Source organism: Otariodibacter oris, assembly GCF_009684715.1.
Lineage (GTDB): Bacteria > Pseudomonadota > Gammaproteobacteria > Enterobacterales > Pasteurellaceae > Otariodibacter > Otariodibacter oris.
The window spans coordinates 165,659-182,447 of the sequence record NZ_CP016604.1 but is presented as its reverse complement, the minus strand read 5'-3'; the positions used below and the strand labels follow the sequence as shown (position 1 = coordinate 182,447).

The following is a 16,789-nucleotide window of genomic DNA, read 5'->3' as shown; positions in this document are numbered from 1 at the left end:
GAAAAGAGCAAATTTATGATAGGATTCGTTCCGTTTTTCCATTTATTTACACCTATCACATGACAACTGAAAAAGTAATTAGTGCTAAAGTACAATTTATTACGATTAGTGAAGATGAGTCTGGACAAAGACTCGATAATTTCTTACTCGCAAAATTAAAAGGCGTTCCTAAAAGCCTAATCTATCGCATTGTTCGCAAAGGTGAAGTCCGTGTAAATAAGGGACGAGTCAAACCTGAATATAAATTACAAACCGAAGATATTGTACGTATTCCACCTGTAAGAGTATCAGAAAAAAATACACCGCCTATTTCAACAAAATTGAATAAAGTATCAGAACTAGAATCACAAATCTTATATGAAGATGAAGTATTATTAGTCATTAACAAACCTTCTGGTATTGCGGTACACGGTGGAAGTGGTTTAAGTTTTGGCGTGATTGAAGCATTAAGAGCTTTACGCCCTCAAGCTAGATTTTTGGAATTAGTGCATCGGATTGACCGTGATACTTCGGGCATTTTACTCGTCGCCAAAAAACGTTCAGCATTACGAAATTTACACGAACAACTAAGAGAGAAAACCGTACAAAAAGATTATTTAGCGTTAGTGCGTGGACAATGGCAATCACACACTAAAGCCATTAAAGCACCACTACTCAAAAATGAGTTAGCCAGTAGCGAGCGTATTGTGAGAGTGAGCGAAGAAGGTAAGCCATCAGAAACCCGATTTACCATTGAAGAACGCTATAAGACTGCAACCCTAATTAAAGCCTCTCCAGTTACAGGAAGAACGCATCAAATTCGTGTTCATACCCAATTTGCAGGCCATCCTATTGCCTTAGATGATAAATATGGTGATCGTGAATTTGATGCCAATATGCAAACATTAGGGCTAAATCGCCTATTTTTACACGCTCATTCCATCCGTTTTACTCATCCACGTACAGAAGAGGAAATGGTAATTACCGCGCCATTAGATAACCATCTAAAAAGCGTATTAACAAAACTCAGATCAGAAAAGTAACAAAGAAAAATCCCCTCTAATTTTGCAAAATTTAGAGGGGATCTTACCGCTTGTTTAATAGCACTTTATTTTTGAAATAACTTAAAAGTAACTTATCGTTCCGTATTAAAAAGAACCGAAAAATTTAAGACCTATAAAAATAATTAATAAAATCTATACCTAACTAAAGTGATAAATAAACCTGAATATAATTATTGGCTATTCGATTTAAAATAATCTTTATCATTAAAAATAGCTGTTCTAATCCTAAATATTTTATTCAATAATCTTATCAAGAATACTTTTTCCGAATAATTCAAGACTCTCCTTCGTTATTATATCACGTTTAAAAAGAGGTATTTTTGCATAATGATAGTGGCTAAATATCTGATCACTTTGAGATACATATTCTGACTCCTGAGATATTCTTGAACTCAAAAACTCATCATCTGAATATGTTGGCAATACTTTATTTAATACAACCGCATAAGGCTTTAATCCTTTTTTCTCCAAACTTTGTATTGCTCTTTCTGTTTCCGCAATAGCCAATTTCGATGCGTTTAGAACAAGAATAATACCGCATTTTTTAGGATCCTTAACCAAATTTGAAAAAGCGCTATATCTAAGATATCTTTCATCAAGGACTTCTATCAGCTGTCCTCTAATAAATCCATCTGGATCACTGAATCTATTTTTATCACCGCTTTCCAAATGGCCTAAAACTTTTTCACTCATACCGCCACGCTCTTGCATACTGAGCAAAGTTTTACTCCAATCTTTCAATTCTTTAGGCATAAAGAATAATCTTAAAGTATGACCTGTCGGTGCGGTGTCAATAATGACATAATCATATTCATCAGATTCTTTTGTCAGAATTGTAGTCAATCTTTCAAACAATGCGGCTTCCAAAGTTGAGGAACTATCGGCTATTTTTGCAAAGTAATCATCTATGCGATCATAGCTTGCAGCACCAACAAAGCCTCTCATATTTTTTGCAACATGATCTACATAAGCTTTTGCTTCAATAGAAGAATCAATCTCTACTATACTCAAATTTTCGTTTATTTTTGTTGTCGTATTTTTTAATTCAACATCAAATATATCGCTTAGATTATGCGCAGGATCTGTCGATACCAATAAAACTTTATTCTTTGCATTGGATAGTGCAACAGCCATAGAACTTGAAGTTGTACTTTTTCCAACACCACCTTTCCCTCCGACAAATAACACTTTGGGAAGTTTTTTATTAACCATATAAGATCCTTTTAGCAACAGCAACTACACGGAAAATTCTCAAAGAAGGAATGCTTTAATCCGACTTTTTGATGCCAACGATGAAACCGTGGCATAAGTGCAGGTAACATTTCTAACGTATAAAGAGAATACGGATTTTCTATACCATAAATTTCACTAAAAGCAATGATCATAAAAAAATCATCAATTTCAGCATTCTCTTTTAATATTGCACTTTTATGCATGCCAACATAAAACTGCTCAAGTTCTCTTGTAAATTTAATAATCCTTTTTATCATACTTTCCTCTTAAAAAATATTGCCTTGCAATAAGGCAAGGCAATATAAAATTTCTAAGCAGATACTTTCTTTTCAGATAAAACTTTATTAATAACTTTAAGTGAAGATAATACAACAAGTAAAGTCACAACAATTACAATAGCATTCAATACTGTAAGTAGATAATTTTCAGCCATGTAATAATCACCTAGTTTAATAAGTGCTCCCCAGAAACTCATGATAAGAATGAAGCTCATAGGAATAAGCACAACTAAGCTACCGCCAAATTTTTTAGATTTAAGTAAAATAACCGCTGTTACCATTAATGTGAGGCTGGCTAATAATTGGTTTGTTGCTCCAAATAAAGGCCAGATTGCAACTTGACCATCACTCACTCCATTCATTGAAATTGCAAAAGAAGATGCAACCGCAACGATAGTAGAAACCCATTTTCCTCTTAAGAAGCTAATATCGTACATATCACCCCATTCTTGGATGATATATCGTTGAAGACGGATACCTGCATCCATAGTAGTAGCAGCAAAAAGGATAACCATAAGAGAAAGTAAAGTTGAACTTGCTCCTTGTGGAATACCAAGTCCTTCAAAGATGATGGCACCACCACCAGAAACAAAACTTGCTGTACCACCTTTATAAAGGTCAGCCCAACTATCTATATTTAGATCTGCATTTACTAGACTTAATCCAGCAACGCAAGCAATAATAGTTGCTAGAGCTAAAGATCCTTCACCCATAGAACCTAAATATCCAACAAAACGAACATCCTGCATTTTATTAACTTGTTTTGAAGTTGTACCAGAACTTACTATTCCGTGGAAACCACTTATCGCACCACAAGCAACCGTAATGAATAGCACAGGGATTACCATTTGCCATCCACCTGGATTATCTGTAATAGCAGGAATAATGCTTGGTGCAGAAATACTTGGGTGAACAATAATGATACTTGCATAAAGCAAGATTAAACCAACGAATAATTGGATACCATTGACATAATCTCTAGGTTGAAGCAATGCCCATACTGGAAGTATGGAGGCGATACCTGCATAGATATAGAGTAATATTACCCACTGAGCATCTTGGCTAAAGCCAAACAATGAATCAGGTAAACTAACAGGGAAAGCTACGCCAAGAGGAACAAGGGCATAAAGTGCAATAACAGCAACAATCGTTACAGGAACAAGTTTCATTTTAAATCTATACATCGCTTGTCCCATTAAGAGTGCAATCACTACCGCCCCCCAGGCTGGAATAATAGTACTTGTATGCTCAACACTTTCTTTAGCAATAATTACACCAAATGCACCATTTACCATTAATAAAACTAAGAAGATAACAACCATAAATAGTTGACCGACCTTGTTACCAACAAAGCGAGTACATATAGTCCCTATACTCTTACCTTCATTTTTTACACTTGCCCATAACGCTGACATATCATGAATACCAGCAAAGGCAACTGTACCAATGACAACCCATAGGAATGCAGGAAGCCATCCCCACTGTACAGCAATAGCTGGACCAACGATCGGTGCTGCACCAGCAACAGCAGTAAAGTGATGCCCCCAAAGCACAAATTTATTTGCTGGAACAAAATCTACATCATCTCGATATTCATGAGCTGGAGTAACGAAATTATCATCAAGCTCTAACACTTTCGATGAATATAAACGAGAATAGATAAACCAGCCAAATGCAAAAGCAATAAAGCCAATTAGCATAAGCCATACGGCATTCATAAAAGCTCCTTTTATAATTAATATTTTGATATATGTGTATATTTATTTAGAGAAACACAAAAATACCCTAAATACCGTACCAATTTCACAAGAACTAATGTTACTATTTGGGCGTGCTCAAACTACACCTAAAATTATATTTTTTCAAGCTTATTGAATAATTTTTAATCAAAAAATTAATAGAAAAAGTACCTCATATTACCAAATCAAATCTTGACTTAAACTATATAATAGTTGACTACTTAAAAAACTTAACAATTAAGTAACTTAAAACGCCCTAAGTTTGATTCTTTTATTAGCTGTATCATAAAATTGAAGTTCATGAAACCGTATAATATGTGAAAGTGTAATACTCATTTAAACCGTATTTTAAATTTTAGCAAGAATGAGTCATGTATAATCATGGTAGATTGAATAGGAATTGTTAAAATTTGTTTATATTTATTAATCAATAAGAGGGGAAGAATAGTTAATTAGGATCAGTTTAACTTATATTGAACAACTCGAATTTTTTATATATTCCTTTCATATTAAATGCTCGGATTATGATTAAGCAAAAAACCAAAACTACATATCTAGGTATCAAAATCTAGGCAATAATATTTATATCTAAAAATCTTAAAAATTATCCACAGATATCAAGCTCCTCCTTAAGCTCTCGTCGTAAATGATTTTCCTTAGTTTCTACAGTCTCCTCCTTTTTCTATTTTTCATTCAGAAAATACTAATTTATAACTGATGTAACTCCATTTGGAATCCCCTAGTTGTACAACTAAGTACTTCCCATTAAAAACCAAAATACCCGCTACAACTTGAATTACATTTTTTTCATATAGGTCTTTTAACTTCAACATTAGTATTTGATTCAGCTAGTATTTTATTTTGATTTCCCTTTAAAGTTTGATCCCAAGACCAATAAGCTTGATATAAAGATTTTGTATGTTCTGAAATAATAATCAATGTAGAGTTATTAAGAGAACATCTCATACCTACTTAATACCATTCCTGTTTGTAGCTTATCAATCGAGCTGACCATAATAACCTCTTTAATTAAAAAATAAGAAAAAACCTTAACTGAAAATCAATAGAATTTTATCTCAAATTCTTTTTGTAACGCTTCAATATCAGTGACTTTATCAAAACCATCAAACTTCGCAGGTTGGTTAATGTTTTCATTTTTACCAATGGCTTGACTAGCAAAAACTAAACCCGTTTGATCGATTACTGCATCTTGATAAAAATCGACAATATTTGGTTTAGTCATCTTTTTCACTAATTCGATAACCTGATCTTTGCGATCAAACTTCTCATTATCTCGTGCAAAATCTGAGACAAATTGGCTGAATTCTTGTGAAAGTGATTCAGGTTTAAATTGTAAAACTTCCAATAAACTACTGCGATATTTCTCAAATTCTTCATCTGACATTGCTTTTAGTTTCGCTAACGTATCACCAAAGAAACGTTGATTATGTTCCATCACATTAGCCGTTGAAACAGTTGGCGTTTGTACTAAAAATTGTAGCCCAGAGGTTTTACCGATTCGGGTATTCGTCGCCTGTACCACATAACCTAACTGTTTATCCGTTCTTAAATCATCAAAATACCAACGTGAAATGATATTTTTTAACAGTAAAGATCGGCTAAGTCCATCTAACTCCTCATATCCCTTCGGAAAATAAGCAATGCTTAGCGCATTATCTTCGTGAGGAATCGTTTTGATATAACTTAATTTACGTGTACTTTGGTTAATATCGAGGTATCGACCCAGATCTAATTTTGAATGATCGTTTTTTATAACCTCTTCAGCTGAATTTATGATGCCTTTCACTTGGTCATCTGAAAGATTTCCTACGGATAATGCACTAATGCCCGTCGTTTTCGTCAATAATTTTTCACGTAATTGTGCAATATCTTGTAATGTGATCGTTTCAATCGTTGCACGCTGTTTATCTACTTCAAAATAAGGATAATTTGCAAAACTTCGTAATGATCTAACCGCTTGATTTAAGGCACTCTGTGCATCTAATCCATCTAAAGACTCTATATAACGCTGTTTCGCTTGGCGTAAATTATCCTCTGTTAAATCAAATTGACTAAATTGTTGTAGCGTATCGCTGACTAATTTAGCTAAGTGTTGCGTATAACCACTGGCACTGATATTGAGTCCATTTTCACTTGTGGAAACACTTGCACTCATTCCTGCCACTGATGCTTGAAAGTCTAATTTATTTTGCGATAAATCATTCATATAGCCGAGTAAAACGGCACTCATACTTTGTTTCAAATCATCAATTTCAGGTGAAATATCAAATGCCATAGACATAATTGCTTTTGGCTCATTAGCAAAATATTGGCTCGGCATCGCATAAATCACTTCGCCTTGGCTACGCTCAATCGCTTTTGGAATTTCACGAGATTCAACATCTTTATTAACTGAAAAATCGGTCGCAAAATAAGGGTTTAATTCAGGCAACTGCAACTGAGGATTATCGGAAAAATCTAACCATTGTTGTTTTTGTGCATCGCTGATTTTGCTCACGGCATACGGAGCCTCAAAATAGCGTGTTTTCTTATCCGTTGTTGCCTTATCGTCGATCACCATAATTCGTACGTTATCAACCGTCATTAAATCAAGTTTATCTTGAACAGCTTTGACATCCATATCTTCTGCGACATAAGCTTGATCGATAATATCCGCCAAAGGATAACTCAACATTTGTGACGTTAATCGTGCAACATATTGCCCACTTTTCTCGACTTGTAAATGTTCAAAGGCTTGCTTTAGACTTTCCTTCACTTCGCCAAAATAACTTTGCTGAATCCCGTCTTTTTTGATTTTTTCAATTTGTTGGAAGACTAGGGAAATGACTTTGTCTTTTTCCGCCAAGCCTTTGTCCGTTAATTCAATATAGAAGGAAAAATCCCCTCGATTTCGGCTCACATCAGCGGAAGAATCCGTTTGTACCCCACTATCAGAAAGCCCTTGTTTGATTAAATAATCTGATAGTGTACCCTCTGTATTATTCCCCAACACATAAGATAAATATTCGCCTGTTTTATGTTTAAATTCCGCCTTATCTTCTGGCATATCAAAGGACATAATCAGCATTTTTTGCGGGCGAACAGGCTTATATTGCACAAGAATACTTTTATCTTGATCTCTGAAAAATGGCATATCCATTTGAGGTGCGGGTAAATGTTTATTTTTCACTTTACCTAAATGTTCACTGGCTAATTGTGCTAATTTTTCAATAGGTTGGTTAGAATACAGTACTGCTTTCATCAGATTTGATGAATAATTACGTTGATAAAAGGAAACCAGTTCATCTTGCAATTTACTGCGTTCTTTGTCGGATAGTGTTTCTTTATTACCCACAGCGAATTTCGTGATCGGATGGTTTGGATTAGCGGTAGCTAAATTGACATCGTGAATTAAAAATCCATCATTAGATTTTGCTCGAACCATCTCCGCATTGACGGCATTGATCTCTTTTTTGGCATTATTTTCTGACAATAATGGCTCTGCAAACGTGTCAGCAAAGCGATCAACCGCTTCATCAAAAGCGTTATTATTCACTTCAAGATAGAAAATGGTGCGGTCAGATGCGGTGTAGGCATTGTTATAGCCCCCATTTTTATTGAGAAAAATATCTAGGCTATTGGTTTCTGGGAATTTTTTTGATCCCATTAAAATCATATGTTCAAGGTAGTGAGCTAAACCTTGTTGCTTGACTGGATCTTCCATTGAACCGATACCAATCCCCACAGACATTAAGGACTTATTGGCTTTTTCATCGGAAATCAGCAACACGTCCATTCCGTTGTCTAATTTAATTCCTTGATAAATCGCATTATCTGTTGGGCTTTTTTTAATTTCTGTTTGAATAACACTAAAGCCCGAATTTTGCTTGATTGTTTGAGTTTCCGTTGTCTTTACTGAGTTTGTTTCTTCTGCATAAACGAATGTAGAAGAAATTACACTCAATACGAGAGTGGCAGATAAAGAATAGCCAAAAAATTTATGCATTATTTATTGTCCTTTTTTATTTAACATCAGTTCAAACCAATCTTGAGTGCGCTGATGAATATCAGCATAATTAATATCACTTGATTGGGATAAAACACGCTGAATATAAATATCGTTAGAATCTAGTAATTTACTTCGACAATCTGCTTCCGTTGAGGTTTCATTCTTTTTCGGGTTTGGTTTGATATAGTCAAAGCCTTCCGTTACTGCCCATTTTAATTGGCTAAAACTCGCCAGATAATCAGTAAGATAGCATTGTAACTGTGCGATAGCTTCTGCTTGTGAGACCTCATTGAAAGATAAACAACCTGCCTGATCGTCCTTTCTGAAATAAAATTTGAAATCAATCTCTTGCTTTCCTGTGGCACAAAGCAATAAATAATAGACCCAAGCTTGAATAGTATCTTTATCTCTTAATCCACCCACTCGCCATTGTACAATTTCATTGCCAAATAAATTTGGAATATGTCCAATTAAGCGAATATCGTTCTCCCCAATTTTCAGTGAAAAATCAATTTCTAATAATTGATTTTCTTGCCCAATATAATGGCTAAGAGAATGTTTTAATTGGGTAATATCTGCTACAAGTTTATTTTTAGCTAAATCCGCAAAGTGACAAGCGGGTAGATTGCCTTTAAGTTTTTCATTTTCAAAGAATTGTGCTACTTCATCTTCATTCACATTGAGCAAATCGTCCAATAATAAATATTGATCTAAATGAGATAATTCAAAATGTTCCGATTCTGGAATAAGGGTTTCTTGATCGTCAAATCTCACACCAAGATGATACTGGAAGAAAAATTTAACAGGCGATTGAAGGTAAGCAATTAAATCCCTAATTTCAATTTCATTGGGTAAATCCTCTTCTTGTCTCACCAAGGTACTTAGGAAAGTAGATTTTTTTTGATCAGTATTTTGATATTTAGCCTCAATCCATTCTTTGTCGTAAGAGACATTGTTTCCGGTGAAATTTTTCGGGCTAAATACCGTCATAGGATGCTCACAAATGTTGAACGCATCACTATTTTGCAAATTCTGTACAATAAAATCTTGCAATTGAGAGACTAAAATTGATGGCGGTTTCTTATCACCACCAGTAAGTGATTGCCCAATATAACTGATATAGAGAATCTGTTCCGTTGAGAGCAGAGCCTCAAGGAATAAGTAACGATCATCATCACGTTTAGCACGGTCGCCTTTTTGTGGGGCATATTGCATCAGATCAAAACTATTCAATGTTTGCTGACGAGGAAATTCGCCCTCATTCATTCCCAATAAACACACCACTTTAAATGGAATGGCTCGCATTGGTAACATTGTACAGAAATTCACTTTCCCCACTAAAAATTGAATATGGCTACGAGTGTCATTCAAGGCTTGCTCAAAGACTTGATATAAAACATCAATATCAATGGCCTCCTCAAATTGAGTTTGTTTAATTTGATCGGTAATGGATTCTACAGTTTGACTTAATAACAACAATGATTCGGTATTTTCTGCATCATCGGCATAAAAAGATTGGAGTAAATGATTAAGCTTTTCTTTCCAGCTCTCAATAGATTGCGGATTTTGTAGCACCTGAACCCAAGCGGTCAGATCCTCGATAAATTTTGCAAGTGATCCAACAAGTTCTGCCCCTAATCCGTAGCTTTCATCAAATGCTAAAATAGATTGCCAAGCATTATGTTCTGATTTTAAACTAACGCCAAGCAATAGACGATTGAGTCCATTTTCCCACGAGTTATAATTTTCCCATTCAGGATGATCTTTTTCTAAACCTGCACGAATTCCTACTCGAACAATCCAATCTCTTAACAGGGTAATATCTTCTTCGCTAAAATTAAATTTTTCTCGTATCGCTTGAATCTCCAGAAAATCTAAAATTTCTTCCGCCGTAAATTTTCTGTCTTTAATTGCGAGCAGATTTAAAAAACTTTCAATAATCGGATTCACATTACTGATTTTTTGGTCGGAAATAGAAAATGGAATAAAACGAGGATCTGGCAGATTTTTCTTACTATCAAATTTGTACTGAGAAAACACAGCGGTAATATAAGGCGCATAACTATCAATATCAGGCGACATTACCACAATATCTGTCGGAGATAAGTCGGGATTTTCCTCAAAAATCTGCAATAAACGATTATGTAAGACCTCTACTTCCCGCATTTTACTGTGGCAAGAATGAATTTGAATTGAACGATCATTTTCTAATAGCTCAAATTCAAAGTCGTGTTCTAATTCAGCAATAGAGTGCTGTACGCGATTTAATAGACTAATTTGCTCTTTCTTTTCATCATAGAAAAAATCATAGCCTTGAATATCTTGTTCAAGTAGAGAGTTTAGAAATTCTTTGCCCTGTTTGCCCCACGTTGTTAATAACGGATTACCTTGATAATCTAATAAATCGAGGTTTTTCAATTTAGGCAAATGTGATTTCAATGCGAGTTTTTCCACTACACGATCTTCAATCACATCCCCCCAAAATGTATTGGTTGGCATTGTAAAAAAGAGATAGATACGGCAATGCTCACTCAATTTTTCTAATACGGCAAGTTGGGAAGGCGGTAAAGAAGAAATACCAAAAATGAAAATACGTTTAGGTAATTTATTTTTTTCCGCTGAAGTGAGATTATCCAGTTTTTCAAAATAGCGTTGTTGCAAATAAGCACGATGAGAGGTTGAAAAAACCGCTTCATCTGTTTCTTGCTTGAGTTCATCCACTAAGGCATTCCACAAAATACTTTGCCATTGAATACTGCCCCAAATATCTTCCTCATAATTTTCTCGACTAGAGGTGCGTTGTTTAATTTCATTAAAGACCGATTGTAAATCCCCTTCTTCCCAATGGATCAACCAGTGAGAACGGTAAACTAAATATTGGTCGAAGAGTGCAGCAATTTTTATCGCTAGTTGATAAAGCTTTAATTGATCTTGTTGTTGTAAGTATCTTTCAAGAGATAAGAATGCAGGTGTTTTAATAAACTTAGGAATTAATGCCATCAATCGCCAAACTAAAATGCGTGGCTCAAAGATATTCTCTTTGGGTAAATTGGGGAATAATAGTCGGTACTGTTGCCATAAAAAGCTTGTAGGATAAGGAAATTCAACATTGCCCGCGATACCCAATTCATTAGCAATTTGTAGTTGTAACCATTGCGACATCCCCACACTTTGAACCAAAATAGTTTCAGGTTCAAATGGATTAGGATTGGGATCATTCTTTAATATTTGAATTAAGATATCTTTTTGTTGAGCAAGTTTGTTTGAGTAATAGACATTAAGCATTGCGGCATCCTCTTATGGTGAAATTATTTTATCCATTTCACTATGAAGAATCTATCAATTAGGCTGAATTATTACCTCTCCCAAGGGATAATTGACTTTAATTTTGCGAGAAGAACAAATGATAGTAAAAGAGGCATTATTTTGAATCACGTTTTGTTCGCATTCTCTACCCGACATTAGCCTACTGATTTGGTTTTCTGCAATTTGTAGAGCTTGCTGTTTTTGAAACACTCGTATCGTTTTTTGATTATACGAAGATTCCCAGTGCATATAGCCCAAGGTTAAAATAACAAATACATTGATTGCAACTAGAATACCTAAAGTGCTTTGTGCTTTTATTCTATTTTTCGTTTTTATTCTACTTTTCATTGGATAAAATATTTTTTGATTGAGGTAAATAATACCAAGTGGATAATTGTTGTTCGAGATTATCAATCACTTTCCTTTTATAAGTTAAATTACGCTCTTTTCGTGCATTATCATAAGAAGAATAAATAACACCATATATTTTCTTGCCTGTAATATCAAAATAATGATTGGTAATAACAATACCGTAAAAATTCTTTTTCAGCTTTTCATCAATATCATTGAGTGCGACAACAACTTTAGGGTCATTTATTGAGCTATGAGGCAGTTCTGATAATGAAGCAATATAATGTATATGTTCTTGATAAGTGGTTAAGTCTAACCATTCATTGATATTATCCACCTGAATATATTTACTTTTTGTTGGTTTCGGTTTGATAAAGATACTATTGAAAGTACAGTTAAATCCATAATTGATATAATCAAACTCAATATTATTTTGTGGTTGCTTGGATAAACGACAACGCTGATCATAATTATCATTTACCATAGTCAATAAATTGATCTTATCATTTAGATAGCGATGATAATCTGCTAATCTTTTTCTATCTTTGATTAATAATGAATCATAAGATAAGAAAATAAATAGCATAATACTCATTATCATAAATAATGAAATAAACAATACATTCGCTCTATATCGCATATTATGGATTAATATGATTAAAAATATAGCTATAGATCACCGCACTATATTTAATATTTTTATATTTTTTAGATTGCATTGCCAGTTCTGTTCTCATCAATTTCCCTTCTTCTACCCATCTAAAAGATAAATTTTCTACTGCATAATCAGCTAAGGCTGTCAATTTACGCCATTTCCCCTTATGACACTGAGTAAGTAATTGCTTACATCTTTCTTTTCTACAATTTCTCATTGAATCATCTTCAAAAATATAAACTGATTTCGACTTTAATTTGAAACCAAAGATCTCTTTACTGATATCTTTAGTTTTATTCTTAACTTTTGTTGTACAACTTCTTTTTTTGTATCGATGCCCAATACACCCATCACTGTCTAAATCATATAAAAAGAGAAAACAATCGGGTGAATTTAAAGAATAAGGCTTTCCATTATCAGTAAATAAAGAGTAATTACTCTTTTCTCTAAATTCACCTTGGTAGCCGATATGTTGTAAATGTTGCTGGAAATAATCCAATAATTGATGGGTTTGCTTTTGAATATTCAATAACTCATTATTTTTTGAATGTTGAATATAAATATGGCTATAAAATTTTGATAAAGAAAAAATCAATAATGTTCCTATCGCTAAAGAAATAAGAATTTCTATCATACTAAAAGCAGGTTTAACTATCTTAACTACATTTGCTACGTTTTTTCTTCTGAATAACATTAATTAGCCCATTCTGATCAAACTGTAAAACTCTACCTTCATTATTTCTTCGTAATCCTAAACATTTGGATTCTAATTTACCCGATCTACCATCAATGCTTAGGAATGGCTTTGGATATAATCCATTACTCTTTAATAAAATATCATTTGAAATATTACGATAAATAAAATACTCAGATTGAATATCACATAAATTAATAGAAAAACAATTACATTTATTAAATAGCCCATCTATTTTTTTAATAGCAATAATACAAAAACTCTTATCATCTTGTTTAATATTCACTGAATAGTTTTGTTTTGTATATCTCGCTTTAGATTGAATAAGATAAAAGAATGATCTTATATTTTCGATTTCACTAGATAAGATAATCTGATCTTGTAAACGATAAATAACAGGGGAAATGAAATAAATAGAGATGAAAGTAATCGACAGTACAGTCAGTAGCTCAATCAGAGTAAAAGCACGATACATATATCTTCCCCGTTATTTATTGGGGAAGATATTAAACTGAACAGTTTTTATGTAAATATTGGATAGGTAATTCTACGATGCGTATCGCAAAACTAGCAGACTGTACTAGAAAGCTAGATTTAGAATGTAGTAGTATCTTGGAACAATCCCACTTTTAGATCTGTCGCGGTATAAATAATGCGACCATCGACTTCCACTTCACCATCAGCAACGCCCATCACAAGTTTACGATTGATGACTCGTTTCATATTGATTCGATAAATCACTTTTTTAGAAGAGGGTAAAATCTGACCCGTAAATTTAACTTCACCTACACCGAGTGCGCGTCCTTTACCTTTACCACCAATCCAACCAAGGAAGAAGCCAACTAATTGCCACATAGCATCTAGTCCTAAACATCCTGGCATCACTGGATCACCAATAAAATGGCATCCAAAGAAAGGCAAATCATCATGAATATCTAATTCAGCCTCAATATAGCCTTTTTTAAATAATCCTTCTGTATCATTGATTTGAGTAATTCTATCCATCATTAACATTGATGGTGCAGGTAACTGAGGGCCTTCTGGACCAAAAAGCTCTCCACGACCTGATGCGAGGAGATCCTGATAATCATAACTTGATTTAATGATTGGTTTACAACTGTTCATTATTTTTTCCTATAATAATGGGTAAAACTTTACTCTATATAGCTATATATACGATCCAATCATAACAGACTTTTTAAAAAGCTAACAGATGTAAGCTGACTTATCCGAGCAGTTTAGCGTAAAAATTTGCAAAATTTAGTAAAGAATGAACCGCTTGTTTCTGTACTATTTGAATACTTATCAAATTTTTCATGAATTAAACTGAATATAGATGATTCATCACTATCTGCAGGTAAGTCTTTGTCAGAAAAATAGTGCTCAAATAAAATAGTCATTGCTTCAAATACATCTGAAACTGTCCAAATAAAAAATTGTTGGCCTTTTATTGCTGTGAATACTTCAGGCTTTAAACTGAGGTGCTTAATACATACTTTAGGGATAATGACGCCCTGTTTGCCTGTTAAACCTCGAGCTTGGCAAATATTAAAAAATCCCTCAATTTTCTGATTTACTCCCCCAACGCTTAACACATTGCCAAACTGATCGATAGCGCCAGTTACCGCAATAGACTGAGGCAAAGGTAATGCAGATAATGCACTGATTAAGGCGCAAAAAATGGCGAGTGAAGAGCTGTCTCCATCAATTTCACCATAAGATTGTTCAAAAGCTAACGATGCTGAAAAAGGAAGCTGTGTTGGTAATTCTAATAAATGCGCTAAACACGACTGGGCTAATAAAATCCCTTTTGAGTGAATATTGCCCCCTAGCTCCACTTTTCGCTCGATATCGTGAATTTCACCTTCACCGTACTGTACATTACAACTAATTCGTAATGGCTCACCAAAAGAAAATGGCACACCATCAAACTCTACCACCGATAATCCATTAATTTGCCCAACAGCTTTACCTTCTGTATCAATACGAAGCTGATGATTTAAAATATCTTGCGTGGTGTATTCACTGAAAGAAGATGCTTGCTTTTCTAAGTACTCAAAGTAAGTATTAATATCATCCAATTCCTCTTGCTCAGAAAAGAATTGGGCTAATCCAACGAGATATTTATTCAGTAATGTTGGGGAAATAGATACGATCTCTTGGCTTTCACTTTCGCGAATATAATAGCCTAAAAGTTGATTAAGCCCTTTGGTAGAAAAGGATTTACCTACGGAAGATTTAGCTACAGATTGAACATAATCGCCCCATTGTTGAGTGGTGTTGTTATCCAATCTAAGATAGGTTTCTACCTCAGCATATTGAGCAAATTGATAGAGTGTTTCATCATAAGTGGCTAATGTAGCGATATCTTCTCGACTTCCCACCAATACTAATTTGAATTTAGACTCCTGCATTGGTTGAGAAAGAGGTAAAGCATTTGCAGAGATCGGCTCATAAAATCCAAATAATAATGCTTGTTTTAATTTATCCCATTGAGCGACATCCAACAGCAAAGTATGAATATCGAGGATAAGGATCCCCCCATTAACTTGTTGCAACGCCCCTTCAATGTTTTCTATCTTATTATCTTTTTCCAAGAAAACACTGTAACCCAATAAGCTATTGCGATTAAAGTCTGTCGCTAAAAGCGTTTTATTGTTTTCTCTGGATAATCTTGCCTGAATCTCAACCAAAAACTCAGGCAAGGTTTCCGTTTTTAATACCAATAAACTGCCAGTATGGCTGACAACAAATTGGTCAATAGCTTGCTGAGCTTTCGACTGAAAATCAAAGAAACTCACCTTTTTTCCAGTTGAAGAAAAAGGATAATCAAGAATTAAAGATTGCCACGCTAAAGGAGATATCTGCACAAAAAAGCCTCAAAATAAATTTTTCCTCATTATACCTATCTCACTACTAATATTCATTAGTGGATTAGTTAATCTCATAAATTTCCAGCAATGAGAATAAAGTCCGACTATCTTTAATAAAAACAATCCATCCGCTATACTTCTTGGAAAGAGGAGGGATATATGCGATATCAAAAATTAGAAATTCAAGAAGCTAACTGGAAATGGCAATATTTATTAAAAAAATACAGAGAAGGCATAAATATAACAAAGCATACAGAAACAAGCTTAATTGAATTAAAGGTTCAAATTCTCATTACGCTACAAAACGCCCCAGAAGAAATTGAACAATGGGTAAAAGAAGAAATGACTGCTGAGCAACGAAAAAAGATGAGACAATCTATTCGAGCAAAGCGAAAACGTTTCTTTAATGCCGAATTACAATCGACAAAGAAAAAATCCATTGACCTAGAATATTCTAGCTGGCAACGCCTTGCAAAAATTTCTAATCAAATGGAACTTACGCTTTCAGAAAGTATTCATTACTTAATTGATGAATTAGAACAAAAGCAAATTTATCTCTCTCAAATTGATAATATGAAAAAAAATCTACAATCGCTTTTAAAATAAGT

At 34.0% G+C, this 16,789-nt stretch carries 13 protein-coding genes; 2 read left to right on the top strand and 11 right to left on the bottom strand.

Features of this window, described 5'->3' with window-relative positions; translation table 11 throughout:
• The first annotated feature begins 59 nt into the window (after window positions 1–59).
• The gene (gene rluC / locus A6A10_RS00880) at window positions 60–1,022 is read left to right on the top strand and encodes a 23S rRNA pseudouridine(955/2504/2580) synthase RluC (protein ID WP_121123115.1); all 963 of its coding nucleotides are present in this window, start codon (window positions 60–62) and stop codon (window positions 1,020–1,022) included.
• Between the two features lie 255 nt (window positions 1,023–1,277).
• Here the strand turns inward: rluC and A6A10_RS00875 are convergent, their stop codons facing one another.
• From A6A10_RS00875 to A6A10_RS00825, 11 genes are all read right to left on the bottom strand, one after another.
• Complete coding sequence (locus tag A6A10_RS00875) at window positions 1,278–2,255, bottom strand: ArsA family ATPase (RefSeq protein ID WP_121123113.1); 978 nt, start codon at window positions 2,253–2,255, stop codon at window positions 1,278–1,280.
• 11 nt (window positions 2,256–2,266) lie between these two features.
• Window positions 2,267–2,533 (bottom strand): cory-CC-star protein, encoded by a 267-nt coding sequence (locus tag A6A10_RS00870; RefSeq protein ID WP_121123111.1) that lies wholly within the window; start codon window positions 2,531–2,533, stop codon window positions 2,267–2,269.
• Window positions 2,534–2,586: 53 nt separating this feature from the next.
• On the bottom strand, window positions 2,587–4,272 hold the full coding sequence (locus A6A10_RS00865; RefSeq protein ID WP_121123109.1) for a carbon starvation CstA family protein: 1,686 nt from the start codon (window positions 4,270–4,272) through the stop codon (window positions 2,587–2,589).
• A 1,081-nt stretch (window positions 4,273–5,353) separates the two neighbouring features.
• Complete coding sequence (ptrA, locus tag A6A10_RS00860) at window positions 5,354–8,302, bottom strand: pitrilysin (RefSeq protein ID WP_418789101.1); 2,949 nt, start codon at window positions 8,300–8,302, stop codon at window positions 5,354–5,356.
• Window positions 8,303–11,587, bottom strand: a complete 3,285-nt coding sequence (gene recC, locus A6A10_RS00855) for an exodeoxyribonuclease V subunit gamma (RefSeq protein WP_121123105.1) — start codon at window positions 11,585–11,587, stop codon at window positions 8,303–8,305.
• A 54-nt stretch (window positions 11,588–11,641) separates the two neighbouring features.
• Entirely contained in the window at window positions 11,642–11,956 is a 315-nt protein-coding gene (locus tag A6A10_RS00850) for a DUF5374 domain-containing protein (RefSeq protein WP_121123102.1), read from the bottom strand.
• Window positions 11,946–12,545 carry a DUF2572 family protein gene (locus tag A6A10_RS00845; protein WP_170143762.1) on the bottom strand — a complete coding sequence of 200 codons (600 nt, stop codon included), beginning with the start codon at window positions 12,543–12,545 and terminating at the stop codon, window positions 11,946–11,948. The genes A6A10_RS00850 and A6A10_RS00845 overlap by 11 nt, the downstream gene beginning before the upstream one ends.
• 55 nt (window positions 12,546–12,600) lie before the next feature.
• Entirely contained in the window at window positions 12,601–13,308 is a 708-nt protein-coding gene (locus tag A6A10_RS00840) for a hypothetical protein (protein ID WP_121123098.1), read from the bottom strand.
• Window positions 13,271–13,783: a pilus assembly FimT family protein gene (locus tag A6A10_RS00835; protein WP_121123096.1), complete on the bottom strand. Its 513-nt coding sequence runs from the start codon at window positions 13,781–13,783 to the stop codon at window positions 13,271–13,273. Before A6A10_RS00835 ends, A6A10_RS00840 begins: the two co-directional genes overlap by 38 nt.
• A 119-nt stretch (window positions 13,784–13,902) precedes the next feature.
• Window positions 13,903–14,433 carry a bifunctional 3-hydroxydecanoyl-ACP dehydratase/trans-2-decenoyl-ACP isomerase gene (gene fabA / locus A6A10_RS00830; protein WP_121123094.1) on the bottom strand — a complete coding sequence of 177 codons (531 nt, stop codon included), beginning with the start codon at window positions 14,431–14,433 and terminating at the stop codon, window positions 13,903–13,905.
• Between the two features lie 113 nt (window positions 14,434–14,546).
• A complete protein-coding gene (locus tag A6A10_RS00825; protein ID WP_121123092.1) occupies window positions 14,547–16,178 on the bottom strand; it encodes an AAA family ATPase in 1,632 nt (543 codons plus the stop codon).
• 162 nt (window positions 16,179–16,340) lie between these two features.
• Between A6A10_RS00825 and matP the strand changes: the two genes are divergently transcribed.
• A complete protein-coding gene (gene matP / locus A6A10_RS00820) occupies window positions 16,341–16,787 on the top strand; it encodes a macrodomain Ter protein MatP (RefSeq protein ID WP_121123090.1) in 447 nt (148 codons plus the stop codon).
• Window positions 16,788–16,789 lie beyond the last annotated feature (2 nt).

Bases quoted from the DNA above. Each gene is read 5' to 3' on its own strand.
- rluC (WP_121123115.1), top strand. From the start codon at position 60: ATGACAACTGAAAAAGTAATTAGTGCTAAAGTACAATTTATTACGATT.
- A6A10_RS00875 (WP_121123113.1), bottom strand. From the start codon at position 2,255: ATGGTTAATAAAAAACTTCCCAAAGTGTTATTTGTCGGAGGGAAAGGT.
- A6A10_RS00870 (WP_121123111.1), bottom strand. From the start codon at position 2,533: ATGATAAAAAGGATTATTAAATTTACAAGAGAACTTGAGCAGTTTTAT.
- A6A10_RS00865 (WP_121123109.1), bottom strand. From the start codon at position 4,272: ATGAATGCCGTATGGCTTATGCTAATTGGCTTTATTGCTTTTGCATTT.
- recC (WP_121123105.1), bottom strand. From the start codon at position 11,587: ATGCTTAATGTCTATTACTCAAACAAACTTGCTCAACAAAAAGATATC.
- A6A10_RS00850 (WP_121123102.1), bottom strand. From the start codon at position 11,956: ATGAAAAGTAGAATAAAAACGAAAAATAGAATAAAAGCACAAAGCACT.
- A6A10_RS00845 (WP_170143762.1), bottom strand. From the start codon at position 12,545: ATGCTATTTATTTTCTTATCTTATGATTCATTATTAATCAAAGATAGA.
- A6A10_RS00840 (WP_121123098.1), bottom strand. From the start codon at position 13,308: ATGTTATTCAGAAGAAAAAACGTAGCAAATGTAGTTAAGATAGTTAAA.
- A6A10_RS00835 (WP_121123096.1), bottom strand. From the start codon at position 13,783: ATGTATCGTGCTTTTACTCTGATTGAGCTACTGACTGTACTGTCGATT.
- fabA (WP_121123094.1), bottom strand. From the start codon at position 14,433: ATGAACAGTTGTAAACCAATCATTAAATCAAGTTATGATTATCAGGAT.
- matP (WP_121123090.1), top strand. From the start codon at position 16,341: ATGCGATATCAAAAATTAGAAATTCAAGAAGCTAACTGGAAATGGCAA.